Source organism: Porcipelethomonas ammoniilytica (assembly GCF_025567485.1).
In the GTDB taxonomy this organism is placed as follows: Bacteria; Bacillota; Clostridia; order Oscillospirales; family Ruminococcaceae; genus Porcipelethomonas; species Porcipelethomonas ammoniilytica.
Genome location: NZ_JAOQKH010000010.1, coordinates 44,679 through 69,516, shown reverse-complemented (window position 1 = coordinate 69,516; position 24,838 = coordinate 44,679). Strand labels below are relative to the sequence as shown.

The following is a 24,838-nucleotide window of genomic DNA, read 5'->3' as shown; positions in this document are numbered from 1 at the left end:
ACATATACCTCTTATGGTATATGGAGGTGAAAACATGAGACAATGTATGGATGCTGAGAACCTGCACCGCAGACTGGCGAAGATTATTGGTCAAATTCAGGCGATTGACCGTATGGTAGATGAAGATGTTCCATGTGAGGATGTCCTGTCGCAGATCAATGCGGCGAAATCTGCCCTGCACAAGTGTGGACAGGTTGTATTGGAAGGACATATCAAACACTGTGTACGTGATGGGATTGAAAACGGGGATGCAGAGAAAACCATCGAAAGTTTTACGAAAGCAGTAGAACGGTTCGCCAATATGAAATAGACAAAATACACAAAGCAACAGACGGCAGTTAAAAAGAAAACAGTCAATTCGACTGTTTTCATTTTAACTACTTGACATACCAATACCCCTATATGTATAATATACACATACCCCCATAGGTATATAAAGGAGTGCTATTATGAAAAGATTTATGAAGAGGATAGAGGAAATTCTGGAAGCAGGAGGCATAAAGAAGGATATTGCCTTGCTTGCCGTATCAGGGGTGGCTTTGCTTGTCAGTATATTCGACCTTGTACCTTTACCATTTGACGCAGCTTGGATTTCGGTTATTCTGTGCGGGATACCGATTATCCTGGAAGCGGTTATCGGGCTTGTCACTGCTTTTGACATTAAGGCGGATGTGCTTGTGTCAATTGCCCTGATTGCTTCCCTTTGTATCGGCGAAGATTTTGCCGCCGGCGAAGTTGTCTTTATTATGCAGCTTGGGGCACTGCTTGAGGATCTGACGGTTGCAAAGGCAAGGGCGGGGATTGAAAAACTGGTTCGTTTGACGCCACAGACGGCACGGGTGATCAAAAACGGGAAGGAAGAAACGATTCCGGCGGAAAGAGTGCGTGTCGGAGATATCCTGCGGGTACTTCCCGGCGAGACAATTCCTGTGGACGGGGTGATCCGTTCCGGGCAGACTTCAATAAACCAGGCAGTTATGACGGGGGAATCTATGCCTGTAGATAAGAAAGAGGGTGATGAGGTTTCCAGTGGGACAGTCAACCAGTTCGGCGCTTTTGACATGGAGGCAGTAAAGGTTGGGGAAGACAGTTCCATCCAAAGGATGATAAAGCTTGTTCAGTCTGCCAATGCAGGCAAGGCAAAAATTGTGAGTCTTGCTGACCGGTGGGCGACATGGATTGTAGTTATTGCCTTGTCGGCGGCACTGATTACAGGATTGATTACGGGTGAGATAATCCGTGCAGTTACGATACTGGTTGTATTCTGTCCCTGTGCACTGGTTCTTGCCACGCCAACAGCAATCATGGCGGCAATCGGAAACGCAACAAAGCATGGTTTCCTTGTGAAGGAAGGGGATGCGTTAGAGAGACTTGCCGGAGTCAGGATAATTGCATTTGACAAAACAGGTACGCTTACCTGTGGGAACCCGTGCGTAATTTCTGTCAAGAGTATCTCGGAAAATTTTAGCGAAAATGAGGTTTATCGACTTGCCGCATCCGCAGAAAGACTTTCCGAGCATCCGTTGGGGAAAGCAATTGTGTCCTCCTACCAGCAGAGACTAACACTGCCATTCCTTCAGGCGGAAGATTTTCAGATGATTCCGGGAAATGGTGTTTCCGCTATGCTGGACGGCAGAAAAATTCTTGTGGGAAAAGAGGGATTTTTGAAAAATGAAGGAATCACGGTTGCTCGCAGTGAGGATATCCGGACTTATTTGCAGGAAGGCAGTACTATTATCTGTATTGCCGCTGGAAAAGAGCATATCGGTTACGTTATTTTATCTGATACGCTCAGGAAAGAGAGCATGGAAACCATTGAAAAAATAAAGCAGTTTGGTGCGGAGCCTGTACTGCTGACAGGAGATAATGAAAATGCAGCGCAGCATATGGCGAGAAAACTACGTATAGGGGAAGTGTATGCGGGATGCCTGCCGGAGGATAAGTTGCAGTATATTGATGGCTGCCGGAAAAACGGAAAATCTGTCTGCATGATAGGCGATGGAGTGAATGATGCTCCTGCGTTAAAGATGGCTGATGTCGGGATTGCAATGGGAGGTATCGGGAGTGATATTGCTGTGGATGCGGCAGACATTGCACTGGTGGATGATAAGGTAGGAGAGCTGCCCCATTTGCTTTCGCTTTCGAAAAGGATGATGACTACGATCAAATGGAATCTTACTTTTTCAATGATCCTGAACTTTGCGGCCATTACCCTTGCAATTACGGGGATATTAAGTCCCGTTGTCGGTGCATTGGTGCATAACGCAGGTTCTGTTCTTGTCATTATTAATTCGGCATTTTTATTAAAGTGGAGGAAAAAGAGATGATTTATAATATTATTGGGTTGATTATTGGAATATTAATTTTGGGCGCAGGAATTTTTACATTCATTAAAGAAAAAACTGACAGGGAATCGCGTAAGATATATGGCATTACAATAGGAGCAGGGGGGATCATCACATTGTTTTGCATTATCAGGCTGGCTGTTCTATAGGTATCTATCCCATGTGTCAAACCTGCAATTGCAAGACGATAAATACCGTATATATGATCAGCTTCATAAGCACTGCAAGTCTTATTATGATTTTATGTAAAATTTAAATAAAATGATTGACTTGAATTTTATCATATGTTATAATTTGTATCATAAAATGAAAAAAGGAAGGAGAATGTTACTTATTATAAAGTAACTGTAAAAAATAATGATATATATTTGCGGACTTCTTATGGCTCTTGCAGACAGTGTGCCCGGAGTTTCCGGAGGTACAATAGCTTATCTTTTAGGATATTATGAAGAATTTATTAATTCGCTTAATTCATTTCTTACAGCTAAAGGAGATAAGTCGGAAAGAAAAAATAACATAAAAAAATCTGTTAAGTTTCTTTTAAAGCTCGGAATAGGATGGATTGTAGGATTTGTTGCGGCAGTATTGATATTGACAAGTGTATTTGAATCACATATATATCAAGTAAGCTCGCTATTTATAGGCTTTATTGTTTTTTCGATTCCTTTGATTGTTTATGAAGAAAAGGAATCACTTAAAAAGTTTTACAACGTGATTTTTCTTTTGCTTGGTGTGGCGCTCGTTGCTGTTATAACAATGGCTAATCCGTCAGATGGGGGAATGGTTTCGGACGGTTCAGTTAACTTTGTACAGCTTCTTTATATAGCGTTTGTAGGTATGATAGCAATTTCCGCAATGGTTCTTCCGGGTATATCAGGTTCTACTATGCTTTTGATTTTTGGTATTTATATGCCGGTAATGAATTCAATTAAAGATTTACTTCATTTTAATTTTAATGGTTTACCTATTGTAATTGCAGTGGGAATTGGTATACTCTTTGGTATTGTTGTAATAATTAAACTTGTAAAAGCGGCATTGGAGCATTTTCATTCACAGACCGTTTATGCTATTATCGGACTTATGATAGGTTCGCTTTTCGCTGTGGTAAAAGGACCGGAATCACTTGATACTCCAAAAGATGCAATGACATTTGATTCGTTTAGTATTGTGTTTTTTCTAATTGGCGGTGCAGTAATCGGAGGACTTCAATTAATTAAGCATTTTGCCGGAAGTAAAAATAGAGCACTATCTTCTGAAAAAAGTGAAGAAATATCAGAATAATTGAATTTAAGGGACGCTTAATGCGTCCCTTTTGCTTGCATTTCGTAAGATAAAATGTTATAATAAAATTATATTTTATTAAAAATGAAAGGAGAATCATTGTCAGCCGGACTGATAATGATGATACGGTTATGTTAAGTGATATCGAAATTGCTCACAAGGCTCAAATGAAGCCGATTATGGATATAGCTCAGAATTTGGGAATTGATCCGGATGATGTGGAACTCTACGGAAAATATAAGGCTAAGCTTTCGGAGCAGCTGTATACTAAATTGGCAGATAAAAAAGACGGTAAGCTTATACTTGTTACTGCTATTAATCCTACTCCGGCAGGAGAAGGTAAAACAACCGTCAGCGTTGGTTTGGCACAGGCAATGAATAAAACAGGCAGGAATGCGGTATTGGCACTTAGAGAACCTTCTTTAGGTCCGGTTTTTGGTATAAAGGGCGGAGCAGCCGGAGGCGGTTATTCTCAAGTCGTTCCTATGGAAGATATAAATCTGCATTTTACTGGGGATATGCATGCCATTACAGCAGCAAATAATCTTTTATGTGCGGCAATTGATAACCATATGCAGCAGGGAAATGAACTGCAAATTGATCAGAGAAGAATCCTTTTTAAGAGATGTCTTGACATGAATGACCGTGCACTGAGAAATATTGTAATTGGTATGGGCGGTAAAATAAACGGTATTCCGAGAGAAGACAGTTTTCAGATTACAGTAGCTTCTGAAATTATGGCTATACTTTGTCTTGCTGCTGATCTTGATGATTTGAAAAAGAGGATCAGTAATATTTTGATTGGATATAATTATTCCGGAGAACCTATATATGCCGATGATTTAAATGTTCAGGGTGCTATGACTGCTCTGCTTAAGGACGCGCTTAAGCCTAACCTTGTACAAACTCTGGAGAATACTCCTGCTTTTATTCATGGAGGTCCTTTTGCAAATATTGCTCATGGGTGTAATTCTGTAAGAGCTACTAAGCTTGCTTTAAAGCTGGGTGATTACTGTATTACAGAAGCTGGATTCGGTTCTGATTTGGGTGCGGAAAAGTTCTTTGATATTAAATGCCGTTTTGCAGATCTGAAACCGGATTGCGTAGTGTTGGTTGCTACGATACGAGCTTTGAAATACAACGGCGGAGTGGCAAAATCTGATTTACAGATCGAAAATACTCAAGCACTTAAAAATGGAATTGTAAATCTTCAGGTGCATATTGAAAATATGCAGAAATTCGGAGTACCTGTTGTTGTAGCTATAAATCGTTTTCATACCGATACAGATGCCGAGGTTAAAATAATTGAAGAATTCTGCAAGGGTATGGGAGTAGAAGTTTCCATGACAGAAATCTTTGCGAAGGGCGGAGAAGGCGGAAAAGATCTTGCTGATAAGGTCTGTCAGACAATTGAAAGCAAAAAATCCGATTTTAAACCTATTTATGATGAAAAGCTTTCTATAAAAGAAAAGCTTGATATAATCGCAAAAGAGATTTACCGTGCTGATGGAGTTAATTTTACTGCAAAAGCTGAAAAGGATTTAAAGGAAATTATCAGTCTGGGATTTGATAATATTCCTGTATGTGTTGCTAAAACTCAGTATTCATTGTCTGACGATCCGGCAAAGCTCGGAAAACCGGAAAACTTTAAGATCACTGTGCGTGATTTAAAAGTATCGTCTGGCGCAGGATTTGTGGTAGCTCTTACAGGCGATATAATGACTATGCCGGGACTTCCCAAAAAACCGGCAGCTTTGAATATTGATTGTGACAAAAACGGAAATATTACAGGATTGTTTTGATATGATTAGTGAAGAAGAAAAAACGGAAGTTAATCCAGATGAGCAGGAAAAAACTGAAGAAAATAAATCTGATAAAAATGAAGTATTTTTTAAAAGGTTTGTAATTGTACTTGTAATTCTTGTTATGATTTATATGATTTATCATATTTGCCGTTTGTTGATATGAAAACTCTTAAAGGAAGATATAAATGAAAAAGACAACATTCAGTGCAGAAGAGACTATTGAATTTGCCGTACAAATAGGAAAAATGTTAAAAAAAGGCGATATTATTGCCTATACGGGAGGACTTGGTGCAGGTAAAACTACATTTACCAGAGGTCTGGCAATTGGTATGGGACTGGAGGATAATGTAGTTTCTCCTACTTTTTCATTGGTAAATGAATACAGGGGAGAAAAATGTTCTCTATATCATTTTGATATGTATCGTATTATGAGTGCAGACGATTTGGAAACTACCGGTTTTTATGACTATCCTATAGAGGAAAGTATATTTGCAATTGAATGGTCAGAAAATATATCCGATGAACTGCCTGAAAATACAATATTTATTGACATTGAACGTGTTGATGAAAATATAAGAAATATAAATATAAAAGGAGATGAACGCTTTGCTGATGCTGGGAATTGATACGTCAGGAAAAACTGCGTCCGCAGCGCTGTATGAAGACGGCATAATGCTTGGGCAGACTTCTGTCTATACTTCAAAAACTCATTCTCAGGTTATTCTGCCGATGGTAAAAAAAATTATGAGTGACTGCGGTAGGGAACTGTCACAGCTTACAGACATATCCGTATCTTCCGGTCCGGGTTCTTATACCGGAATCAGAATAGGCATAGCGGCTGTTAAGGCAATGTCTTTTGCACTGGATATTCCGTGTTATGCGGTGTCGTCTCTTGAAGGACTGGCATATAACTGCGGTTTCATAGGATATATCTGTCCAGTTATGAAGGCAAGAAAAGACCTTGTTTATACAGCTTTGTACAGAACCGATAAGGATAAGCTTGTCAGATGTACTGATGAAAAAATTATTTCAATGACTGAATTGGACGGTATTCTTAGTGAGATCAATGAATCAGTAATGATAACAGGAGACGGTGCGGAAGTTTTCTGCGATGAGTTTAAAAATGCAAAGTATGTTTTGTCTCCTGTTCACCTGAGACTGCAAAGCGGCAGTGGTATTTGTATTGCAGCCTTGCACCATACTCCTCAGACTGCTGATGAAATTGAAGCAAGCTATTTGCAGCTTGTAAAGGCTGAAAAAGATTTAATTAAGTCTGGGCACTGTTGATTTTAACGTTATTCTGTGATATAATTTTACTATGTTTTATAAAATGCCGCTGTAAAAGGCGGCGGATTGGAGAATGAAATGATAGCTGTTGGCTGTGATCATGCAGGTTATGAACTGAAACAGGAAGTAATAAGTCATCTGACTGAAAAGGGTTATGAAATTATGGATCTGGGCTGTAACGGAGAGTCATGCGATTATCCGATTATTGCAAAAGCAGTCGCTGAAAATATTTTAAATAAAAAGTGTGATAAGGGAATTCTTATATGCGGAACCGGAATTGGTATGTCCATATCTGCAAATAAAATACATGGCATACGTGCAGCATTATGCTCAGATTATTTTTCAGCTAAATATACAAGACTTCATAATGACGCAAATGTTATGTGTATAGGTGCAAGAACAATCGGCGTAGGACTTGCTCTTGAACTTGCCGATGTCTTTTTGGAAACGGAATTCGAGGGCGGACGCCATCAAAGAAGATTAGATTTAATTCATGAAATTGAAAATAATAATTAAAAGGAGTGACTTTTATGGCAGGACTGCATTTAATAGAACATCCGTTGATTCAGCATAAAATTTCATTATTGAGGGATAAAAATACAGGTGTTAAGGAATTCAGGGAACTGACTTCAGAAACGGCTATGCTTATCTGTTATGAAGCAACAAGAGATCTTCCGCTTAAAGAAGTGGATATAGCGACCCCTGTAGCAGTGGCTAAAACTAAAATTATTTCCGGCAGAAAGCTTGCATTTGTACCTATTCTCAGAGCGGGTCTTGGTATGCTTGACGGCGTTACAAATCTTGTTCCGGCTGCCAAAATAGGTCATATAGGTATTTTCAGAAATGACGAACATAATGCTGTTCAGTATTATTGTAAGCTTCCTGATGATATTTCCGAAAGAGATGTAATTATAGTTGATCCTATGCTTGCAACAGGCAATACCGCAGTGTATGCTATTGATGAATTAAAAAAAGCCGGAGTAAAAAACATCAAATTTATGTGTATTATAGCTTCTCCGGAAGGTATTGAGCGTCTTACTTCCGCTCATCCGGACGTTGACATTTATTGCGGTGTAAAGGATCAGGGACTTAATGAAAATAAGTATATTGTTCCCGGTATGGGTGATGCTGGCGACAGAATTTTTGGTACTAAATAGAAGTTAATTCGGGAGTTGCATTAATGAATGAAAGCATAAAAGTAATAATTTTTTTGATAGTTTTGACGGCTTTGCTTGTTATTGTTTTAGGCGGTATTCCTTCGTATATTATGCTTTCTGTAAAACGTAAAAAGCATAGGAAAATATTTGAAAATTCATTTACAGCTACCGGAACTATAACTCGTCTTGAAAATATATCTGATTCGGAAAATCTTGTTTATAGAGTATATTATTCTTACTATGATCAAAGCGGTACTCTGCAAGAAAAGCAGTTTAGGACAAATAAAGTTAAAAATTTATCAAAAGGCGATTTTTTGACAGTTTACTATAATTCAGATTCTTCGGTAACAGATTATGAAATAGAAGAAAATAGATCTGCTTTAAAAAAACTGCCTATTTCATTGGCAGTAATTATTGGATTATGTTATACTGTTTATTTAATAGGGTATATTTATATTGTTTATAAATCAAAATAAAAAAGCGGAGTATTTAAAACTCCGCTTTTTTTATATGTAATTTTATTCCGCAAGCTTTGCACCAAGCGATTTGCACAATTCCAGATCATCATCAGAAGGCGTTTCATTTACAATTAATCCTTCGCCGTTTACAATAACCGCACCGTCTGCCTTGACACGTTCCTCCCAGTTACGCATCCACTGTCCGTCGCCCCAGCCATATGAGCCAAACAGGGCAACTGTCTTTCCGTTCAGTGAACCTTCAACATCGGAGAAAAACGGTTCAAAGTCTGATTCTTCCAGAACTTCATCACCCATGGCGGGGCAGCCGAATGCGATTCTGTCATATGCCGCTATGTCGCCGTTGAATTCCGAAATGGTAAATAACTCCGCACCAGCGCCTTCTGCGATTGCAGATGCCATCTGTTCTGTGTTACCTGTACCGCTCCAATAAATAACTGCTGTTTTCATATAAATATCCTCCTCAAGAAATTTTCAGAGCCTGATAAAGATTATAACCCTGATTCAATTTATTGCACAGAAACATTCTGCACTTATCATAATTTTCAAAAGTACGCTTTGCTTTTTCAGCATTGCCGTATACTTTCCAATAGCCGCAGAGCTTGTAATTTTCCCCCTTGTTTTCCATAAAACCAATGACATCTTCTGTAGGATAGCCAAGAAATATGCCGATTTCGTGGGGAAATTGTGATTCATGCCGGATTCGTTCCGCCAGTCTGTTTAATTTGGATTCCAACGATGGCGTTTCAGGATAACCGTATTTCTGCAAAATTGCTTTCTGTTCCTCGCCTGATAGCTGGCGCTCCAGTAAAGTCTCGTTATAGAGTAAAACCAACGTACGGTTTTGACAAGTACACAAGATTTTTAGCTGTAGCCCTTTCGATGCTGTCTTGCGGTTAAATCGTTCCAGATGTATCGGTAAATCATAATCTGTTTTGTTTAGGGAAATTAAATTAGCACATTTTATGCCAAGCAGTGACGGCGCGGTGAAGAAAGCCAGCTTCTTTTCAAATTGCATAGATTCTGATAAAGACAATTAAACACCTCTTTTCTGAGTTAGCTATTGCAAACTTGTTGTTGGAAAACGATCCTCAAAATTGGATTTTTCACAATATACCTATGTAAGTTATTGCTAACTAACATTTATAGTATATCATGAAAAATCCTCTATGTCAAGCAGTTTTTAAAAAAGCTTTGATAAATCAGAGTAGTCATGTTCTGTATTTCATCAGATATTCCGCATTTGTATGCAGCTCGTACAAACTGTGTATGAAATTGTTTTGTTCATGCAGCTGCAATTGAATATCCACAGGCAGGGACAATAGATACATTCTGGAAGAACTGCTTGTCTGTATCAGTTCTTGTAAATTTGCAAATTTCATTTTTTTCACCTCATGTTTAGCTTGTGCGGAAATGCTGAAAAAAATCCGAAAACCTACCGGATTTTTTTCTATTGACCTTGTCGAAAATTATTATTTTTAGTGTTTTTTGGGGAAAAGAATTTATTATAATAACAAATTATATGGAAATAGTTGACATTTATTTTTTAATCATATATAATTAATAAATAATCATGATTATTTATTTTAATTATTTGAGGTGATTTTATGACAAAAATAAAAAACAATAAACTTTTAAGTTTAATAATTGCATTTGTTGTATTATTTTCGTTTTTTTCGGTATTTGGAAATGCTACTGTAAATGCAGCTTCATCATTAGGCAGTGTAATAGACGGCGGTAAAGTGATAAGCGCAGGAAATTATCTTCTTTCTCCTAATGGTAATTGTAAAGCAGTAATGCAAGGGGATGGAAATTTCGTTATTTACAAAAGCGGTAAAGCTATATGGTGTTCTGCAACCAACACTTCTGCATTTTCTTCATATTTTGCTACAATGCAGACAGACGGAAATTTTGTAATTTACGGACAGAACGGTTCTTCTAAAACAGCAGTCTGGGCGTCCCAAACATGTAAAGGAGCAGTTTCAGGCTATAAATATCAGCTTCGCTTAAATGATTCAGGCAGACTTGACATAATTAATACTAAAAATTCAAGCGCTTTAATATGGAACAATACAAGTCAGATAAGCTATCATAATAACTTAAATGCAGGGGATACCATGCTTTCTCCTAATGGTAAGTATAAGGCGCAAATGCAGTCAGACGGAAATTTTGTTATATATGATATATCAACATCTGTAAAGCCAATATGGAACAGTAGAACTTTTGTTTCAGATTCACCGTTAAGGGCAACCAAAGGTGTAACTGTAAAAATGCAGCAGGATGGTAATTTAGTTATATATGACAGCGCCAATAAAGCAATATGGTATTCTAAAACAGCGGTAGGAGCACAGTCCGGATATGTGTATAAGCTAATACTTACAGATAATGGAAAACTTGAAATACGTAAATGTAACCAAAATAAATATGGTTTTCTCAATACATTATGGACTAACGATAAGCTGTATGACTGGCCAGTTCCCGGTTACACCAATATAACAAGTTCTTATGGTTTAAGAAACGGAACAATGCACAATGGAATTGACATATCTTCTTCGGGAATTTCAGGTAAGCCGATTATTGCGGTAAAGGCAGGCAAGGTAATAGAGGTCTGTACTTCATGTACACATAATTATGGTAAAAATTATTCATGCGGCTGCGGCGGAGGATACGGAAACTATGTTGTAATTCAGCATGATGATGGAACAAAAACCAGATATGCCCATTGTTCCACAATAAATGTTTCAGTAAATCAGTATGTCTATAATGGTCAGAACATAGCAACAGTAGGATCGACAGGACATTCAACCGGAGCACATCTTCATTTTGAAGTTTATTCAAATTCTACTACAAGAATAGATCCTTTATCAGTTTCATATACTGTAAATTCTAAATAAAAAGTTGCAGATTAAACAAAAGCAGACGCTAAAGTTAAAGCGTCTGCTTTTTTAATTAAAAAACTCATAGGATCATAATTTTATATGCGTTATTTAATGATCCGCTGAGTCTGAATCCTAGCGGCGTAAGGTAACCGATAAAAACTCATTGACATATGATGATATATAGCTGAAAATTACAATGCAAGGAGAATGTATATGAGAAAATCATGTTTATACAATCATCAGGAAATCATCAATATTATGCGCAAATTATGGTCTCAGCATGTTTATTGGACTCGCTTTTTTATAATCAGTACTGCGGAAAAACTTCAGGATCTAAAGTATGTTACAAACAGACTGTTAGAAAATCCGGGAGATTTCGCTGAAGTTCTTAAATTATTTTACAGTGAGAAAAAAGCAGACGAGTTTAAAAAATTGTTGACTGAACATTTGCAGATTGCAGGCGATCTTGTAAATGCCGATAAGAATATGAATACATCAAAAGCCGATGATCTGCGCAAAAAATGGTATGCCAATGCGGACAATATTGCAGAGTTTTTAGCAGTTATCAATCCTTATTGGTGTGAGCAGAAATGGCGGGATATGATGTACAGTCATTTAAGTATGACAGAAAAAGAAGCAGGGTTAAGACTGAAAAAAGAATATCCGAAGGACATAGAAATTTTTGAATCTATAGAAAAGGAAGCACTTAAAATGGGTGATTATATGGCTTGCGGTATAGTGAAGCAATTTTGTCATAATTAATAATTCGTTGAGCCGCAGTGCGGCTCTTTAATTGTGGGTGTTACTTGATTATAAAGGCTTTCTGTGGTATACTTAACTTAATAAATGGATATGGGAATGAAAATGGTATGACATTACAGCAATTAAAATATATTATAACGATAGCAGAGTGCGGTTCGATTACTTCTGCGGCAGGAAAGCTTCTTGTGGCACAGCCCAGTCTATCCAAATCAGTGTCAGAACTTGAAAAGGAAATGGGCATTACGATATTTTATCGTAATAATAGAGGAGTGTATTTATCCGAGGACGGCTCAAAATTTCTGTCATATGCAAGACAGGTTATGGAACAGGCGGAGCTTTTAGAACAGCAGTATAAGCAGAAAGATACTGTCCGCCGTGTTTTTGCAGTATCATCTCAGCATTATGCATTTGTAGTAAATGCCTTTGTAGCACTGGTAAAGGAATATGGCAAAAACAAATATGAATTTACATTGCGTGAGTCAAGAACGCATGATATTATTGAAGATGTAAGAACATCACGAAGTGAACTCGGCATATTGTTTTTAAGCAACTTTAACCGAGAAGTGATTTTACGGATTTTGCAGAATGCCGATTTAAAATATACATCATTGTTTATGGCAAGGCCTCATGTTTTTGTAAGCAGTGAAAATCCTCTGGCAGAAAAAAATACTGTTACCCTTGATGATCTGAAGGCATTTCCGAGACTGACTTATGAACAGGGTATAAATAATTCTTTTTACTATTCCGAAGAACTTCACAGTACTGAAGAAAGTCCTCAAAGTATTATTGTTACTGACCGTGCAACTCTTTTCAATCTTTTGATTGGATTAAACGGCTATACGATATCTTCAGGGATTCTGAGCAGTGATTTGAATGGTACAAATATTGTATCTATTCCGCTTGAGAGTAATGAAACTATGGAAGTAGGATATATTTCTCCTATGGACAGACCGTTGAATGCTGTCAGTAAGCGATATCTGGAACATCTGAAAAACTATATTTCAGAATATCAGTCATAGATTTATTCTATGACTGACTATTGAAAAGAAGTATTAACGCATAACAGCCTTTCTATGCTATACTGTAATCAGTAAGTAACGGAAAGGCTTTTTGCTGTTCCTGGAAAATAAATTGAATGTCAGGAGATAAAAATATGCGTACTTCAATAATAGGTTATCCGAGAGTAGGTTCTTTAAGAGAACTGAAATTTGCCACTGAAAAATATTTCAGAAAAGAGATTTCTGCTGAAGAACTTAAAAATACGGCAAAGGAAATCAGAAAATTACAGTGGTTGCTTCAAAAGAATTCAGGACTGGATTTTATTCCGTCAAATGATTTTTCATTCTACGACAATATGCTGGATACGGCGGTTTTATTTAATATAGTACCCAGCCGCTACTCCTCTTTGGGATTGTCAGCTCTTGATACATATTTTGCTATGGCAAGAGGATATCAGGGAGAGGCAGGAGATGTAAAAGCACTGGCAATGAAAAAATGGTTTAATACTAATTATCATTATATGGTTCCTGAAATTGATGACAGTATCGAAATCAAACTTGCCGGTACAAAGCCGTTTGACGAATTTGAAGAAGCGAAAGCGCTGGGTGTGCAGACAAAACCGGTTATAATCGGTGCGTTCACCTTTTTAAAGCTTCTTAGATATACAGGAAACAAAACGGCTGAGGATTATTCGGATTCTGTTATCAAAGTATATTCTGAACTGCTTGCAGAATTCAATAAGCTTGACGCTGAATGGATACAGTTTGACGAACCGTATTTGGTACATGATCTAACGGAATCAGACATTGTATTGTTTGAAAAGCTTTATAAAGAGATTCTAACTGCAAAGCAAGGTGTTAAGATACTTGTGCAGACTTATTTCGGAGATGTTCGTGACTGTTATAATAATATTCTTGCACTTGATTTTGACGGAATAGGACTTGATTTTACCGAGGGAAAGAAAACTGTTGAAATTATAGAGAAAAACGGTTTTGCAAATGATAAGATTCTTTTTGCGGGAGTTGTAAACGGTAAGAACATTTGGAAGAATAATTATAAAAAGACGCTTGCAGTGCTTGACAGTCTCAAAGAAAAAGGCATTGAAACAGTAATCGGAACTTCATGCTCATTGCTTCATGTACCGTATACACTGAAAAATGAATCTAAACTGCCGAAGAAGTATGCTGAGCATATTGCTTTTGCAGAAGAAAAGCTTATTGAGCTTGCCGAGCTTAAAGCTTTGTCAGAATGTGACTATAATAACGAAGCTGTTTTTCAGTCAAATGCTGCACTTTTTGAAAACAGACCTGATTGCTGCGATCCCGCTGTACAGGAACGAGTTTCAAAAATCGGAGAAAAAGATTTTACAAGGTTTCCTGAATTTACTGTCAGAGAAGAAATACAGAAAAAAGAATTTAATCTCCCTGCCTTCCCGACAACAACAATCGGTTCATTTCCGCAGACTGCCGATGTAAAGGCAAATCGTGCTTCTCTTAGAAAAGGCGAGATCAGTGAGGAAGAATACATTGAATTTAACCGTAATAAGATTGCTGAGTGTGTTAAGGAACAGGAAGAAACAGGACTTGATGTACTTGTTCATGGTGAATTTGAAAGAAACGATATGGTGGAGTATTTCGGAGAGCAGTTAAAGGGATATTTATTTACCGAAAAAGCCTGGGTGCAATCATACGGAACACGATGCGTTAAACCGCCGATAATCTGGGGAGATGTTTCCAGAAGTAAGCCAATGACTGTTGATTGGTCTGTTTATGCTCAAAGTCTTACTGAAAAGCCGATGAAGGGAATGCTGACAGGTCCTGTAACGATACTGAACTGGTCTTTTCCTCGTGAAGATATTTCTTTAAAAGAAAGTACATATCAGATAGCACTTGCAATCCGTGACGAGGTTTTGGACTTAGAAAAGAACGGTATCCGTATTATTCAGGTGGACGAAGCGGCTCTGCGTGAAAAATTGCCGCTTAGAAAAAGCGATTGGTACTGTGAATATCTTGATTGGGCTATTCCCGCATTCCGTCTGGTACACAGCGGAGTAAAGCCGGAAACACAAATACACACACATATGTGCTACAGTGAGTTTACAGATATTATAAAGGCGATCGATGATATGGACGCAGATGTTATTACATTTGAAGCCTCCCGTTCCGATTTGCTGATACTTGATTCCCTGAAAGAAAATAATTTTAAGACAGAAGTTGGTCCCGGCGTATATGATATTCATTCTCCGAGGGTACCGTCTGTCAGCGAAATAAAATCTGCATTATATAAAATGCTTGAAAAGATCAGTCCTGATAAGCTTTGGGTAAACCCTGACTGCGGACTGAAAACGAGAGGAGTATCCGAAACTGCCGCAAGTCTTAAAAATCTTGTGCAGGCAGCGAGAGAAATGAGAAATGAAAATATCTGAGTTATTTAAGAAAAAGATCGTTTTGTCATATGAGGTGTTTCCGCCTAAGCCGACAGCTCCTGTTAAAACGATTTATGATACGCTTAACGAATTAAAAAAGCTGTCGCCGGATTTTATCAGTGTAACATACGGTGCAGGCGGCGGAAAAAACAATAACGAAACCTTTAAGATTGCATCAGCAGTCAAAAGCCTAGGCATTGAGAGTGTTGCTCATCTTCCTTGTATCGGACTGACAAAAGAAGATGTTTCCGATAAGCTTCAAGAATTGAAGGAACGAGGTATAGAAAACATATTGGCTTTGCGAGGCGATATCCCCAATGATAATTATGTACAGGGAGATTTTAAATACGCATCCGACCTTATTTCCTACATTAGATCACAGGGAGATTTTAATATAATTGCCGCCTGTTATCCTGAAGGACATATTGAAGCAAAAGATATAATTGAGGACATTCAGAATCTTAAGATCAAAGTTGAGTCAGGAGCAGACCACTTGATATCACAACTGTTTTTCAATAACGATTATTTTTATTCATTCAGAGAGCGTTGTCAGTTAGCAGGTATTAATGTACCCATAGAAGCAGGCATAATGCCGGTAGTCAATAAAAGGCAAATTGAAAGAATGACTTCTCTTTGCGGTGCTTCAGTTCCGAAAAAATTTGCGGCAATGATGGAACGCTATGAAAATAATCCAATTGCTATGAGGGACGCAGGTATCGCCTATGCGATAGATCAAATAGTTGATTTGATAACACAGGGCGTTGATGGAATACATCTTTATACGATGAATAATCCATATATTGCCCGTAAAATTTATGAGGCAATACATAGTTTAAGGATTAAGACAATAAGTGAAAACTGATTGTTTGAAAATGGTCGGCGGGATAACAATAAAAAACATAGCCTTAATAAAATTAGCGAGTTTTCTTGTTTTTGATAGTGCTTGATCCATTTTGCTACTCTATCTTTCTATACTCAGGTCGTGATGAATTGGAGTCTGAAGAAAGAATCTCAGGGGAAGTCATTTTTTGCTATGGATACATATATGACAATTACTGTCTATGGTGAGACGATTAGTACGAAATGGAAATTTGCAGATAAAAGTGATATAAAAGTTGCAATAATAGGGTTAAATATTCATATAAAAGGGACAAAAGGCAGGCAGTTGTATTTTAATACAACTGCCCTTTTGTTATATTTGAATTATTTTAGTGGCGATATTGTCTTGGAACTGCTTATCATGTTCCACAAAAAGCAATGTTGGTTTAAATGTCAGTAAAAGCTGTTCAATCTGCATTCTTGAGAAAATATCAATATAATTCAAAGGTTCATCCCAGATGTATAAATGCGCCTGTTGACAAAGACTTCCTGAAATAAGTACCTTTTTTCTTTGACCTGCACTTAGATTTTCTATATTTTTTTCAAGTTGTGTTCTTGAAAAGTCAAGCTTGCGTAGAATAGTCTTGAAAAGACTTTCATCTATTTGATGATTTTCAGCGTATTCAGTCAGACTGCCGTACAAAAACGATGTATCCTGCGGAATATAAGAAATTTTCAGTTGATTATTTTTAATGATTTCACCGCTGTATTCGATATTATCGCCCCATAAAAGCTTTAAAATGCTTGACTTTCCGCAGCCGTTCTGACCATTGAGAACGATTCTGTCTCCTTGATTTATTTGAAAATTGACGTTTTCGCAAATAATTTTGTCATCATATTTTATTGATATATTTTTGATGGAAATAAGGCAGTCAGAATGAAATTTCAGCGGAAAAATCTTCAAAGAGTCTATGGTTTCAGTATTTTTAAGAAGCTTTGATTTTTCTTCAATGGCGTTTTGACGTCGTGATTGTATCTGCTTAGAGCGTGACATCATTTTTTTTGCTTTTGCTGCCTGCATGGGACGACGGTTAATGTTTTTTTCAACTTTTTTCGGATCAAATCCTATTTTTCTGCTTTCAGCTTTGTCCGACCAATCTGAAGTTCTTTTAGCAGCATTTGAAAGCCGTTTAATATCCTTTTTTAGCTTTTCATTTTCATTACGTTCAAAATTATCCTGAGCTTCCTTATTTGCAAGCCATGACGAAAAATTACCCTTTTGAATTTCAATATTATTTCTGTTTATTGACAGAATATGGTCGACGCAGCTATCAAGAAAATTTCTGTCATGGGAAACGAGAATAAATCCTTTTTTAGAATTAAGATAGTCCCCGACAATTTTTCTGGCATTAACATCAAGATGATTGGTAGGCTCGTCAATAAGAAGAAAGTTGTTTTCTTTTAAAAACAGTGCGGCAAGAAGAACTTTCGTCTGCTCACCATTGGAAAGTGTGTTAAACGGTCTGTAAAGCACGTCTTCTGACACTTGCAGTAAATTTAGCTCACGCATAAGCTGCCATTGCTGAAAGTCATAGCAAACAGAGGAAATTACATCTGTTGTAAGCTGTTCCTTGTCTGTGACTTCATATGGAAAATATTCAAAAGGGACACTTGATGAAATAGTTCCGCTGTATTCATATTTTTTCAGCAGCAGATTCAGAAATGTTGTTTTTCCTCTGCCGTTTCTGCCGGTGAAGCCAAGTTTCCAGTCAGTATCTATCTGAAAGCTGACATTTTCAAAAATGTTATCATAGCTGCCGTCATAGGCAAAAGTGAGATTTGTAACGTTTATCATCGACATATAAAGTACCTCCTGAAATAAAAATAGCTACAGGAAAGTAATATCCTATAGCTCACAATTACGCCTGCATCAAGACAGATTCAGGTATGGTTTTATATGTGAAGATAAAGATATGCAGCTTTCCTGTAATGGCACAACAAAACTATACTGTTTTTGCAGTATATAAAAAATATTTTGTTATGCAAATCCATTAACAAGAAATTCTGCGCATCTTTTCACCTCAAATCTCTTATACTTCATGTGCATTATATCATATGAAATTTTATTTGTCAATAGTCAGAAATTATTCTATTGAAATATTATTTTCGCTGATAAATCCTATATAGCTTTTTCCGGCATTGATAGAAATTTCATTTCCGGATTCGTCATAAAGCTTTATAGGACTGTCGTCAGAGTCTTTTGACCAGGTTATAGGCTGTGCTTTTCCCATAGAAACATAATAGCCGTTTCCGCTTTCAAGACCGATATCCATAAGCTTTCCGTCGCTTCGAGTTGAGATTGATGTTGCAAGGATTATGACATTTTTGAATTCAAGCTGATTTCCCGTTACACCATCATTATGAGGAGAACCGGAATGATACTTAAAATATGTTTCATTGCTGCTGTCATATTCAAATGTACTGTAGTAGTCACCGGAATAATTAAGCTGTGCTGTCATGCAGACTGCACCGTCAGGTTCTTTCGGAGAGTCAGGACTGTTGAATATAAATGTGCCTGATTCATTGGTTTCATTGATATCCGTTCTGTATCCCATATCTTCAATGGCGTCGGCAAGTCTTGACCCCCTCAGACATCCGGTATGTTCGGTATCGTAGTAGGCAGCTCTTTCTTCATCACGTTCAAAAACTGTACCGTAACCAAGCGAATTGTCATTTCCGTCAAATCTGTCTATATCAAGGTAATTCAAGGTATCAAGGGCGATTGTTTTGTCCGAACCCCAGTGACAGTAAATTGCATCCATACCATAAGCAATAAGAGGGTAGTAGTATCGGCAGCTTCTTACGGAACAAACGTCCGGAACGTTTGTATAGTCCGCATAGATTGCCATAAGCCTTGTTATTCCGCCTTCAACAGGAAGCTCATAAACTATGTCCGCTTCGTCAATGCCATACTGCGGAAGCGCAGCCTTTATATTGCTTACCATAACGGCAACAGGTCTTTTTCCGACGGCGTTTTCATTGAAACCGTATTCGCCTGTAAGGGGATTTTTTTCATCGCTGAGTATATTCGGATTTTTGTCAGACTGTGATGAAGATTCCATTTCTGATACGGACGATGATTGTTCTGATGTTGACTGACTTATATTTTCGTTTTCAGCACAACCGGTCGTTAAAAGACAAATTGCTGTAATTCCAGCAAATAATTTAAATTTATTCATATTTACTCCAATTTTCTTTATTTAAAGATATATACACAAAAACTTTACAATAATATTATTAATTTTTTGTTAATAAATTATGTATAAATTGTAAATAAGTATTTTTTGCAAAAAACATTAAAAAGTAACTGCAAAATGGAAATTAGTATGGATATTTGATCGGTTATAAATATTTCTATAAAGTATCAGTCGAGAAATTACGATGAAAAACTGATTTACAATTAATATTTCCGGATTTAAAATTATGGTAAGGCGACCGTTAAACAACGATGTCTTAAAAAAGTGTTGATCATTTAACTGTAAAGGAGCAGCTTATGAAAAAGAACAGAATGTTTGCCGCTGTCATATCGGCGGTATTATCGGCGGCGTTATGCAATGGTCCGGCAAGTGCGGATACATACTGTGAAACTTTAAATTATATTATATGCAATGATAAGGCGGTTATAACAGGATTTGAAGGAGAACCGGAAATTATTTGCATTCCTGAATTTATTGACGGTAAACCTGTATCGGAAATTCGTGAAAATGCATTTTACAGATGTAAATCGCTTGAAAAGGTTATTATACCTGAAAGCGTGGAAAAAGTGGGACATCATGCTTTTTATGAATGCAGTTCATTAGAAACGGCAATCATTGAAGGCAGTATAAATACTGTTGAGGAGGGCAGTTTTTTCAATTGCAGTTCTATGAAAACCGTAGAGCTTCCGGATACTCTTAAAAGTATAGAAAAATATGCATTTTATAATTGCAGCAGTATCAGAAGCATAGATATTCCGGACAGTACTGCAAGAATCGGAGAGTATGCCTTTGCAGACTGTAAAATGCTGGAGGATATAAAGCTTTCAGAAAATCTTTATGAAATAAATGATTTTGCATTTTTGCGGTGCAGCAGCTTGAGAAGTATAAATATTCCCGACAGTACAATAAGCGTTGGAAACTTTGCTGTAGGTTATGAAGGAGACGGTTCGCTTGTACCGATGGGAAGCTTTGTGATTAATGGCAGCGAAAATTCGCTGGGAAAGGCTTATGCTGATGAAAATGGAATGACGTTTTCCGGTTCCAAAAAAAATCAGGAAAAAACAGAAAGAACATTTTCAGTTGTACCGATGGTGATGGTTATAATTTCAGGCATGGGACTAATGTTTTTTAAATGGACGCATAAAATAATTTCTTTGGAAAGTTCATATGAATATGAGCAATAATTTTACAGTGAGTGAATAAAATTTGTTTTTCATGTCAAACCTCTTCAATGAGGTGACTGACATGAAAAAAACAGACATAATTTTACTTACAGGGCTTATAGGCAGTATTATTTTTTCAAATTTTGCAGGATTTGAAAAAAAGCTTGACAAAATTGAGCATGAGGTTCTCAGAATGCATATACTTGCAAATTCCGATACTGAATATGATCAGAATCTTAAGCTGAAAGTAAGGGACAAGCTTTTAGAAAATTCAGATGAGATTTTCGGCGGATGCGAAAATCTCGAGGAAATGAAAATAAGAGCAAACGAAAAACTTGATGAAATAAATGATATCGTACTTGACGTTATACACGCAAACGGTTATAATTATACTGTCCAGACTCAGCTGGTAAATATGGAATTTGACGCCCGTGAATACGGAGATATAACAATGCCTGCCGGAAAATATGACGCATTGAGGGTTACAATAGGAGAAGCGGAAGGACATAATTGGTGGTGTGTAATGTATCCGCCTCTGTGCATTCCGGCAGCGGAAAAGGTTGAAAGTGATGAACAAGCGGCTGAAGATTATTTTGAAGCCGAAGAACTGGATATAATGAAAAATCCGGATAAATACGAAGTGAGATTTAAGTGTGTTGAATTGTTCAGAGGACTTAAAGAAAAGTTGTCTAAATAAAAAAATATAAAAAAACACTTGACAAATTTATGAAACAGGTATATAATTGATTAGTAAAATAAAGCAGAATATCAGTTCTCACCATGAGATGAAACACTCGGAATGGTTAATAGTGAAATTATACGGGTTAATACCGCTTGATTTTTCATGAGTGCTGATTTTATCTGCACTCATTTTTGTTTTGGCGATTAAATTTTATTTGCGCCATGATTAATGCTTGGAGGTGCTGACTATTAGCAAACAGGAACTGCAGATCAACGAAGAAATCAGAGACAAGGAAGTTCTTCTGATTGACGTTGACGGAACAAAAATCGGCGTTATTTCTGCCAGAGAAGCTCAGAAAATGGCTTATGAAAAGGATCTTGACCTGGTAAAGATTGCTCCGCAGGCTAAGCCGCCTGTATGCCGTATACTTGACTATGGCAAGTATTGCTTTGAACAGGCAAAGAAAGAAAAGGAAGCAAGAAAGAATCAGAAGGTTGTTGAAATTAAAGAAATCAGAATGTTTTCTGCGATTGATACTCACGACTTTAACACAAAGGTCAATCAGGCTCAGAAATTCCTGAAAAACGGAGATAAAATAAAGGTTTCCGTCAGATTTCGTAAGCGTGCTATTGCGCATCCGCAGCTGGGCGAGGAACTGCTTGAAAAATTCAAGGGAGCCTGTGCAGAGGTCGGTGTTGTTGATAAGCCTGCCAAAATGGAAGGTCGCAGTATTGTTATGTTCATGTCGCCGAAAGCATCCAGTAAATAAAGGAGGAACAGGTTATGGCAAAGGTTAAGGTTAAAACACATTCAGGTGCTAAAAAACGTTTTAAGCTGACTAAAAATGGTAAGGTTAAATATCAGCACACAAACAAAAGACATAGACTTACACAGAAGGATACAAAGAGAAAGAGAATTGCTCGCTGCGCAGGTGTTGCAAGCGAAACAAATGCTCCAACAGTAAAGAAGTTAATTCCTTATATGTAATATTGGCAGAAGTTAAACGGAGGTATAAACTATGGCACGTGTTAAGGGTGCGATGATGACTCGCAAGAGAAGAAATAAAACTCTAAAGCTTGCAAAGGGCTACTGGGGCGCTAAGAGCAAGCATTTCAAGATGGCTAAACAGGCTGTTATGAAGTCCGGCAACTATGCATATGCAGGACGCAAGAAGAAGAAAAGAGATTTCAGACAGCTTTGGATAACAAGAATCAGCGCCGCATGCAAAATGAATGGAATCAACTATTCACAGTTCATGAACGGCGTAAAGAAAGCTGGAATCACACTCAACAGAAAGATGCTTTCTGAAATCGCAATCAGCGATCCGGCAGGCTTTACAGCTATTGTTGAAAAGGCTAAAGCCGCTCTTTAATTTATTAAAAAAACACGCTCTTTTTATATCGGAGCGTGTTTTCGTTTAAATTTTGTGACTTTTTAATCGATCTGCCAGAATGGAGATTTTTATGAATATTTCCGGATTTTTATCAGATACCGTTACGTCTAAAGATAATCCGTCTGTTAAACGTTTCAGAAAGCTTATGATCTCAAAAAAGGAACGTTTTCATAACAGGCTTTTTGCTCTTGAGGGAAGCCGTCTTGTTTTTGACGCACTTAAAAATAATGCTCCTGTTAAAAAAATATTTGTCACTGAATCGGCTTTAAAAAAATATGCCGATAAGCTGGAAAGTATTAAGCTTCGGGATATTGATTTAATAGCAATATCCGATGAACTGGGAGTAAAAATTGCAGATACAGGAAAAACTCAGGGTATTTTTGCAGAATGCGCTTTTATTGATAAAACCGATAAGCTCAGCAACCTGAAGAAGCGCGGACGTTATGCGGTGCTTTATCAGCTTCAGGATCCGGGAAATGCGGGTATGATAATAAGAACTGCTGACGCTTTGGGACTGAACGGCGTGATCTTTACAGAAAGCTGTGACATATATAATCCTAAGGTTGTACGTTCAACAATGGGTTCTATTTTCAGAATTCCTGTGTACAGGGATATACCTGCCGACGATGTTTTTGCTGCTATGGACAGTGCTGAAATTAATACATATGCCGCTGTTGTGGACAGAGATGCCGTTGACATTAAAACAGTTGACTTCAGAAACGGAGGAGGTATTGTCATAGGCAATGAGGGGAACGGACTGCCTGAAGAAATAATTTTGAAATGTACGCAGAGAATAACAATAAAAATGAACGGAAATATTGATTCACTTAATGCGGCAATGGCTACGGGAATAATAATGTGGGAGCTGATGAAATTTGGGTAATGCAAGATACTGGCTTTGGTTTGTTATGGCGTTCAGACCCGGAAATGAGCGTATATGGGAAATGGTTATTCCCTTTCAGGACGTTAAAAAAGCGTATGACGCTGTTCACGAAGGAAATCATGCGTCTATGAATGCCAAGGAAAAGAAATCTGCCGTTACTACTCATATAGAACAGTGCGACAGTATAATTAAATACTGTGAGGATAAAGGATACAGAATAATAACCTTTGAAGATGAAAATTATCCTCCTCTGCTCAGGAATATTTATAATCCTCCTGCCGTACTGTTTTGTATGGGTAATATGGAAAATTTTATAAGCCGTCCGGCCGTAGCGTGCGTAGGAACAAGAAAGCCTTCAGTTTACAGCGCAGAAATAACAGAAAAAATCTGCGGTGAACTGGCTAAAAGAGAAATAGCAGTCGTAAGCGGTTTTGCTTTGGGACTTGATTCTGCGGCTCATAAGGGTGTTCTTAAACAAAATGGCTGCACTGCCGCTGTACTTGCATGCGGTCTTGATGTGAATTATCCTAAGGAAAATGAAAAGGCAAAGAAAATGATAGCTGTAAACGGTGTTGTTATAACGGAATATCTTCCGGGTACACGTCCTGACAGATGGTGTTTTCATGTAAGAAACAGAATTATTTCCGGCATGTGTTTCGGAACTCTAGTTACAGAGGCAGATGAAAAAAGCGGTTCTTTGATAACTGCAGCCCATGCGGCGGAGCAGGGAAGAACTGTTTTCTGTATTCCTCCCGGAGATATATTTGACAAAAGGTACTCAGGAGTGATAAAATATCTTCGTGACGGTGCTGTGCCGGTTTTCAGTCATCTTGATATACTTTATGAGTACTATACGTCAGATTACTTCAGAAATAATGATATTTCTATGAAATGGCCGGAGCTTTACGGAGAAAATGATATACCGTATCGGGACAGCAGAACTGTTAAAAGAAAAAATCAAAGCAGTAGGATAAAACCTCAGGAAGAACAGGAAATTACGAAGCAGGGAACGCAAATGGCATATGAACATCTGCTGGATGATATGACAGATGAACAGCGTCTTGTGGCGGCATGTCTTAAAGATGGTGATCTGCATTCTGATGAGATCGCACTGGCAACAGATATTGATTCGTTTCAGGTTCTTGCGATACTTACCGAGCTTGAAATTATGGGAGCCGCAGAGCTCAGACCTGACAATAAGTACAGGCTTTGCTGAAAGCTTTCA

28 protein-coding genes are annotated in these 24,838 nt (G+C 37.6%); 23 read left to right on the top strand and 5 right to left on the bottom strand.

Going from position 1 to position 24,838, the window contains the following annotated elements; genetic code table 11:
- The first annotated feature begins 34 nt into the window (after window positions 1-34).
- The 11 genes from OCV67_RS09080 (at window position 35) to OCV67_RS09030 (ending at window position 8,351) form a co-directional block, all read left to right on the top strand.
- Complete coding sequence (locus tag OCV67_RS09080; RefSeq protein ID WP_147643667.1) at window positions 35-310, top strand: metal-sensing transcriptional repressor; 276 nt, start codon at window positions 35-37, stop codon at window positions 308-310.
- Between the two features lie 139 nt (window positions 311-449).
- The gene (locus tag OCV67_RS09075; RefSeq protein WP_147643666.1) at window positions 450-2,327 is read left to right on the top strand and encodes a heavy metal translocating P-type ATPase; all 1,878 of its coding nucleotides are present in this window, start codon (window positions 450-452) and stop codon (window positions 2,325-2,327) included.
- A complete protein-coding gene (locus OCV67_RS09070; protein WP_178085073.1) occupies window positions 2,324-2,494 on the top strand; it encodes a hypothetical protein in 171 nt (56 codons plus the stop codon). Before OCV67_RS09075 ends, OCV67_RS09070 begins: the two co-directional genes overlap by 4 nt.
- A gap of 208 nt (window positions 2,495-2,702) precedes the next feature.
- A complete protein-coding gene (locus OCV67_RS09065; RefSeq protein ID WP_262644469.1) occupies window positions 2,703-3,626 on the top strand; it encodes a DUF368 domain-containing protein in 924 nt (307 codons plus the stop codon).
- A gap of 131 nt (window positions 3,627-3,757) precedes the next feature.
- Window positions 3,758-5,428, top strand: coding sequence for a formate--tetrahydrofolate ligase (locus OCV67_RS09060; RefSeq protein WP_147643665.1), 1,671 nt, complete (start codon window positions 3,758-3,760; stop codon window positions 5,426-5,428).
- 1 nt (window position 5,429) lies between these two features.
- Entirely contained in the window at window positions 5,430-5,594 is a 165-nt protein-coding gene (locus OCV67_RS09055) for a hypothetical protein (protein ID WP_178085072.1), read from the top strand.
- Window positions 5,595-5,616: 22 nt separating this feature from the next.
- Window positions 5,617-6,057, top strand: coding sequence for a tRNA (adenosine(37)-N6)-threonylcarbamoyltransferase complex ATPase subunit type 1 TsaE (gene tsaE / locus OCV67_RS09050; protein WP_147643664.1), 441 nt, complete (start codon window positions 5,617-5,619; stop codon window positions 6,055-6,057).
- Window positions 6,044-6,718, top strand: coding sequence for a tRNA (adenosine(37)-N6)-threonylcarbamoyltransferase complex dimerization subunit type 1 TsaB (gene tsaB, locus OCV67_RS09045; protein ID WP_178085071.1), 675 nt, complete (start codon window positions 6,044-6,046; stop codon window positions 6,716-6,718). Before tsaE ends, tsaB begins: the two co-directional genes overlap by 14 nt.
- Before the next feature lie 78 nt (window positions 6,719-6,796).
- The gene (rpiB, locus tag OCV67_RS09040) at window positions 6,797-7,234 is read left to right on the top strand and encodes a ribose 5-phosphate isomerase B (protein WP_147643695.1); all 438 of its coding nucleotides are present in this window, start codon (window positions 6,797-6,799) and stop codon (window positions 7,232-7,234) included.
- 14 nt (window positions 7,235-7,248) lie between these two features.
- Complete coding sequence (gene upp / locus OCV67_RS09035) at window positions 7,249-7,875, top strand: uracil phosphoribosyltransferase (protein ID WP_147643662.1); 627 nt, start codon at window positions 7,249-7,251, stop codon at window positions 7,873-7,875.
- 23 nt (window positions 7,876-7,898) lie between these two features.
- Complete coding sequence (locus OCV67_RS09030; protein ID WP_147643661.1) at window positions 7,899-8,351, top strand: hypothetical protein; 453 nt, start codon at window positions 7,899-7,901, stop codon at window positions 8,349-8,351.
- Between the two features lie 42 nt (window positions 8,352-8,393).
- Here OCV67_RS09030 and OCV67_RS09025 read toward each other — a convergent pair whose 3' ends face one another.
- The 3 genes from OCV67_RS09025 to OCV67_RS09015 all read right to left on the bottom strand — a co-directional run bounded on the left by OCV67_RS09025 (window position 8,394) and on the right by OCV67_RS09015 (window position 9,733).
- The gene (locus tag OCV67_RS09025) at window positions 8,394-8,801 is read right to left on the bottom strand and encodes a flavodoxin (RefSeq protein ID WP_147643660.1); all 408 of its coding nucleotides are present in this window, start codon (window positions 8,799-8,801) and stop codon (window positions 8,394-8,396) included.
- Window positions 8,802-8,814: 13 nt separating this feature from the next.
- A complete protein-coding gene (locus OCV67_RS09020; protein ID WP_262644468.1) occupies window positions 8,815-9,387 on the bottom strand; it encodes a DUF3793 family protein in 573 nt (190 codons plus the stop codon).
- Window positions 9,388-9,562: 175 nt separating this feature from the next.
- Complete coding sequence (locus tag OCV67_RS09015; protein ID WP_178085070.1) at window positions 9,563-9,733, bottom strand: hypothetical protein; 171 nt, start codon at window positions 9,731-9,733, stop codon at window positions 9,563-9,565.
- Between the two features lie 225 nt (window positions 9,734-9,958).
- On the opposite strand from OCV67_RS09015, the gene OCV67_RS13650 reads away from it, so the two are divergent.
- The 5 genes from OCV67_RS13650 (at window position 9,959) to metF (ending at window position 16,278) form a co-directional block, all read left to right on the top strand.
- Window positions 9,959-11,245, top strand: coding sequence for a peptidoglycan DD-metalloendopeptidase family protein (locus tag OCV67_RS13650; RefSeq protein ID WP_147643659.1), 1,287 nt, complete (start codon window positions 9,959-9,961; stop codon window positions 11,243-11,245).
- A gap of 198 nt (window positions 11,246-11,443) precedes the next feature.
- The gene (locus OCV67_RS09005) at window positions 11,444-11,992 is read left to right on the top strand and encodes an acetylglutamate kinase (protein ID WP_262644466.1); all 549 of its coding nucleotides are present in this window, start codon (window positions 11,444-11,446) and stop codon (window positions 11,990-11,992) included.
- Window positions 11,993-12,099: 107 nt separating this feature from the next.
- Complete coding sequence (locus OCV67_RS09000) at window positions 12,100-13,011, top strand: LysR family transcriptional regulator (protein WP_147643657.1); 912 nt, start codon at window positions 12,100-12,102, stop codon at window positions 13,009-13,011.
- Window positions 13,012-13,145: 134 nt separating this feature from the next.
- Window positions 13,146-15,416, top strand: a complete 2,271-nt coding sequence (gene metE, locus OCV67_RS08995; RefSeq protein ID WP_147643656.1) for a 5-methyltetrahydropteroyltriglutamate--homocysteine S-methyltransferase — start codon at window positions 13,146-13,148, stop codon at window positions 15,414-15,416.
- Complete coding sequence (gene metF, locus OCV67_RS08990; RefSeq protein WP_147643655.1) at window positions 15,403-16,278, top strand: methylenetetrahydrofolate reductase [NAD(P)H]; 876 nt, start codon at window positions 15,403-15,405, stop codon at window positions 16,276-16,278. The genes metE and metF overlap by 14 nt, the downstream gene beginning before the upstream one ends.
- A gap of 330 nt (window positions 16,279-16,608) precedes the next feature.
- On the opposite strand, the gene abc-f is transcribed toward metF, so the two are convergent.
- Both abc-f and OCV67_RS08980 read right to left on the bottom strand, forming a co-directional pair.
- Window positions 16,609-18,096 (bottom strand): ribosomal protection-like ABC-F family protein, encoded by a 1,488-nt coding sequence (abc-f, locus tag OCV67_RS08985; RefSeq protein ID WP_147643654.1) that lies wholly within the window; start codon window positions 18,094-18,096, stop codon window positions 16,609-16,611.
- A gap of 283 nt (window positions 18,097-18,379) precedes the next feature.
- On the bottom strand, window positions 18,380-19,474 hold the full coding sequence (locus OCV67_RS08980; RefSeq protein WP_147643653.1) for a DUF3048 domain-containing protein: 1,095 nt from the start codon (window positions 19,472-19,474) through the stop codon (window positions 18,380-18,382).
- Between the two features lie 314 nt (window positions 19,475-19,788).
- On the opposite strand from OCV67_RS08980, the gene OCV67_RS08975 reads away from it, so the two are divergent.
- The 7 genes from OCV67_RS08975 to dprA all read left to right on the top strand — a co-directional run bounded on the left by OCV67_RS08975 (window position 19,789) and on the right by dprA (window position 24,829).
- A complete protein-coding gene (locus tag OCV67_RS08975; RefSeq protein ID WP_147643652.1) occupies window positions 19,789-20,676 on the top strand; it encodes a leucine-rich repeat domain-containing protein in 888 nt (295 codons plus the stop codon).
- A 61-nt stretch (window positions 20,677-20,737) separates the two neighbouring features.
- Window positions 20,738-21,352, top strand: coding sequence for a stage II sporulation protein R (gene spoIIR, locus OCV67_RS08970; protein ID WP_178085069.1), 615 nt, complete (start codon window positions 20,738-20,740; stop codon window positions 21,350-21,352).
- A gap of 226 nt (window positions 21,353-21,578) precedes the next feature.
- Window positions 21,579-22,106, top strand: a complete 528-nt coding sequence (gene infC / locus OCV67_RS08965; RefSeq protein ID WP_147643693.1) for a translation initiation factor IF-3 — start codon at window positions 21,579-21,581, stop codon at window positions 22,104-22,106.
- A gap of 14 nt (window positions 22,107-22,120) precedes the next feature.
- Window positions 22,121-22,324: a 50S ribosomal protein L35 gene (gene rpmI / locus OCV67_RS08960; RefSeq protein WP_147643649.1), complete on the top strand. Its 204-nt coding sequence runs from the start codon at window positions 22,121-22,123 to the stop codon at window positions 22,322-22,324.
- A 31-nt stretch (window positions 22,325-22,355) separates the two neighbouring features.
- On the top strand, window positions 22,356-22,709 hold the full coding sequence (gene rplT, locus OCV67_RS08955; RefSeq protein WP_147643647.1) for a 50S ribosomal protein L20: 354 nt from the start codon (window positions 22,356-22,358) through the stop codon (window positions 22,707-22,709).
- 91 nt (window positions 22,710-22,800) lie between these two features.
- Entirely contained in the window at window positions 22,801-23,613 is an 813-nt protein-coding gene (locus tag OCV67_RS08950; RefSeq protein ID WP_178085068.1) for a TrmH family RNA methyltransferase, read from the top strand.
- Window positions 23,606-24,829: a DNA-processing protein DprA gene (dprA, locus tag OCV67_RS08945; protein WP_147643644.1), complete on the top strand. Its 1,224-nt coding sequence runs from the start codon at window positions 23,606-23,608 to the stop codon at window positions 24,827-24,829. The genes OCV67_RS08950 and dprA overlap by 8 nt, the downstream gene beginning before the upstream one ends.
- Window positions 24,830-24,838: the final 9 nt, after the last annotated feature.

Bases quoted from the DNA above. Each gene is read 5' to 3' on its own strand.
- rpmI (WP_147643649.1), top strand. From the start codon at position 22,121: ATGGCAAAGGTTAAGGTTAAAACACATTCAGGTGCTAAAAAACGTTTT.
- OCV67_RS09025 (WP_147643660.1), bottom strand. From the start codon at position 8,801: ATGAAAACAGCAGTTATTTATTGGAGCGGTACAGGTAACACAGAACAG.
- OCV67_RS08980 (WP_147643653.1), bottom strand. From the start codon at position 19,474: ATGAATAAATTTAAATTATTTGCTGGAATTACAGCAATTTGTCTTTTA.
- OCV67_RS09070 (WP_178085073.1), top strand. From the start codon at position 2,324: ATGATTTATAATATTATTGGGTTGATTATTGGAATATTAATTTTGGGC.
- tsaB (WP_178085071.1), top strand. From the start codon at position 6,044: ATGCTGGGAATTGATACGTCAGGAAAAACTGCGTCCGCAGCGCTGTAT.
- OCV67_RS09080 (WP_147643667.1), top strand. From the start codon at position 35: ATGAGACAATGTATGGATGCTGAGAACCTGCACCGCAGACTGGCGAAG.
- tsaE (WP_147643664.1), top strand. From the start codon at position 5,617: ATGAAAAAGACAACATTCAGTGCAGAAGAGACTATTGAATTTGCCGTA.
- OCV67_RS08950 (WP_178085068.1), top strand. From the start codon at position 22,801: ATGAATATTTCCGGATTTTTATCAGATACCGTTACGTCTAAAGATAAT.
- OCV67_RS08975 (WP_147643652.1), top strand. From the start codon at position 19,789: ATGAAAAAGAACAGAATGTTTGCCGCTGTCATATCGGCGGTATTATCG.
- abc-f (WP_147643654.1), bottom strand. From the start codon at position 18,096: ATGTCGATGATAAACGTTACAAATCTCACTTTTGCCTATGACGGCAGC.
- OCV67_RS09015 (WP_178085070.1), bottom strand. From the start codon at position 9,733: ATGAAATTTGCAAATTTACAAGAACTGATACAGACAAGCAGTTCTTCC.
- rpiB (WP_147643695.1), top strand. From the start codon at position 6,797: ATGATAGCTGTTGGCTGTGATCATGCAGGTTATGAACTGAAACAGGAA.
- spoIIR (WP_178085069.1), top strand. From the start codon at position 20,738: ATGAAAAAAACAGACATAATTTTACTTACAGGGCTTATAGGCAGTATT.
- rplT (WP_147643647.1), top strand. From the start codon at position 22,356: ATGGCACGTGTTAAGGGTGCGATGATGACTCGCAAGAGAAGAAATAAA.
- OCV67_RS13650 (WP_147643659.1), top strand. From the start codon at position 9,959: ATGACAAAAATAAAAAACAATAAACTTTTAAGTTTAATAATTGCATTT.
- OCV67_RS09005 (WP_262644466.1), top strand. From the start codon at position 11,444: ATGAGAAAATCATGTTTATACAATCATCAGGAAATCATCAATATTATG.
- OCV67_RS09055 (WP_178085072.1), top strand. From the start codon at position 5,430: ATGATTAGTGAAGAAGAAAAAACGGAAGTTAATCCAGATGAGCAGGAA.
- OCV67_RS09075 (WP_147643666.1), top strand. From the start codon at position 450: ATGAAAAGATTTATGAAGAGGATAGAGGAAATTCTGGAAGCAGGAGGC.
- metF (WP_147643655.1), top strand. From the start codon at position 15,403: ATGAAAATATCTGAGTTATTTAAGAAAAAGATCGTTTTGTCATATGAG.
- OCV67_RS09000 (WP_147643657.1), top strand. From the start codon at position 12,100: ATGACATTACAGCAATTAAAATATATTATAACGATAGCAGAGTGCGGT.
- metE (WP_147643656.1), top strand. From the start codon at position 13,146: ATGCGTACTTCAATAATAGGTTATCCGAGAGTAGGTTCTTTAAGAGAA.
- upp (WP_147643662.1), top strand. From the start codon at position 7,249: ATGGCAGGACTGCATTTAATAGAACATCCGTTGATTCAGCATAAAATT.
- OCV67_RS09060 (WP_147643665.1), top strand. From the start codon at position 3,758: ATGTTAAGTGATATCGAAATTGCTCACAAGGCTCAAATGAAGCCGATT.
- OCV67_RS09065 (WP_262644469.1), top strand. From the start codon at position 2,703: ATGATATATATTTGCGGACTTCTTATGGCTCTTGCAGACAGTGTGCCC.
- OCV67_RS09030 (WP_147643661.1), top strand. From the start codon at position 7,899: ATGAATGAAAGCATAAAAGTAATAATTTTTTTGATAGTTTTGACGGCT.